Genomic DNA, 1,948 nt, shown 5'->3' with positions numbered 1-1,948 from the left:
CCCACCCGGCTAAATCGCTCCAGCCGGAAGCAATCGAAGCAGTCATGGAGGTAACGAAGTGGCTGGAGCCTTCGATGTAAAGGATCGCTATAGGCGATTCAGCGAGTGTGCAGGCCGTAACGTGAGTGAACACTGAGTAAGCCTCGAAAAGGTCATTGCGCAGGCCGACCCGACGACCCTTTCGGGGAAGGCTGATACGGCTGGGGAAACGAGCGAAGAGAATCCCCAGTCGCTGCGCCGGGGTAGTGGTGACAGCATGTACACAAGGTAAGCGCACGCAACACGGGAAGCCCCACCGCGTGGTCAGCGATGACCAACCGGACGCCCGTGAGGGACAGGCCGGGCGCAGTGGGGTGGCGGAGAGGTTCGTAGTACCGGGGAAACCGGGTAATGCCGGTGGAGGGAAGGGACCTTAGTTCAAGATCAACGCAATAAGTGGAAAAGGACCGGAGATTGGGCAACCTATCAACTCCCCTAAAAGTTCAGAAACTGCAGATGGCGTTACACGCAAAAGCGAAGGCAGAAGCCGGTTATCGTTTCTACGCGCTGTACGACAAGATTCATCGGCAAGATGTTTTGGCGCATGCCTATGCCTGTTGCCGTGCCAACAAGGGCGCACCGGGCGTGGATCGTCAGGACTTTGCCGATGTTGAGGCGTATGGGCGGGATCGATGGCTTGGCGAACTGGCGCTTACGCTCAAAGAGGAGAATTACCGGCCGAAGCCGATCAGACGAGTTTATATACCTAAACCGAATGGCAAATGGCGACCGCTGGGCATATCGACCTTACGGGATCGGGTCTGCATGACGGCAGCGATGCTGGTATTAGAGCCGATCTTCGAAGCTGATTTACCCGACGAGCAATATGCTTACCGAGCGGGCCGCAACGCCCAACAGGCAGTTGGCAAAATCAATGGTCATATGTTCAGAGGTCATCTGGACGTCGTGGATGCCGACCTGGCGGATTACTTCGGGAGCATTCCCCATGCCGATTTACTGAAATCGGTTGCACGCCGCGTCGTAGATCGACGCGTGCTGCATCTGATCACGATGTGGCTGGAATGTCCCGTGGAAGAAACTGATCGCCAAGGGCGGAAGAAACGCACGACCGAGGCCAAAGATAATCGTTGTGGCATTCCACAAGGATCGCCCATCTCACCCTTACTATCGAATTTGTATATGCGACGGTTTGTCCTGGGATGGAAGAAACTTGGCTTGGAACGACGGCTCGGCAGCCGGATCGTGACCTATGCCGACGATCTTGTCATCTTGTGTCGACGCGGCAAAGCTAGCGAAGCCCTGCAATGGATGCGCAAGATTATGGCATGGCTCAAGCTGACGGTGAATGAGGATAAAACACGAATCTGCAAGGTGCCGGAAGGCGAATTCGACTTTCTGGGTTATACATTTGGTCTGCTGTATAGACCTCAAAACGGTAAACCCTACCTGGGCTACCGTCCATCGAAGAAAAGTATTCGGCGTATGGTCGAAAAGATTCATGCGCTGACCGCCTATTCGATGTCGTGGCATGAAACCACGTTGCTGGTATACAAGTTGAACCGCTTGCTACGCGGCTGGGCCAACTACTTTAATGTAGGGACCTACAATCGTGCCTATCGGGCACTCGACAACTATACGGCGGCGCGGTTGCGTCGGTGGTTGCGCCACAAATACAAAGTCAGGGGACACTCGGACGGAGGCTATCCACCTTCGTACCTGTACGAGACACTGGGTCTTGTACGCCTGACCCGTTTGGGGTGTGACGTGTCGTGGGTGAAGGCGTGATATCTTGTCCGGGAGCCGGATGCGGGAGATCCGCCAGTCCGGTTCGATGAGCGGGGTGTGGAAACGGGGTTACGGTAAGGCTATTAGGGCACCGTCAAACGAAAGAGGCGGCAACAGACAAGCCAAACCTAATGCTACCGCGTCACATCTCGACTCTACCGAA

Annotated in this window: 1 protein-coding gene; it reads left to right on the top strand. The window is 55.4% G+C overall.

Annotation, left to right across the window (positions count from 1 at the left end; all coding sequences use genetic code 11):
• The first annotated feature begins 495 nt into the window (after positions 1-495).
• Positions 496-1,785, top strand: a complete 1,290-nt coding sequence (gene ltrA, locus IT781_RS21695; RefSeq protein WP_194972256.1) for a group II intron reverse transcriptase/maturase — start codon at positions 496-498, stop codon at positions 1,783-1,785.
• Positions 1,786-1,948: the final 163 nt, after the last annotated feature.

The organism is Methylobacter sp. BlB1, from assembly GCF_015476545.1.
Taxonomy (GTDB): Bacteria; Pseudomonadota; Gammaproteobacteria; order Methylococcales; family Methylomonadaceae; genus Methylobacter.
This window is presented reverse-complemented; position numbering and strand designations above follow the sequence as displayed.

What these genes read in the sequence shown, in the direction of transcription:
- ltrA (WP_194972256.1), top strand. Translation starts at nt 496, where the DNA reads ATGGCGTTACACGCAAAAGCGAAGGCAGAAGCCGGTTATCGTTTCTAC.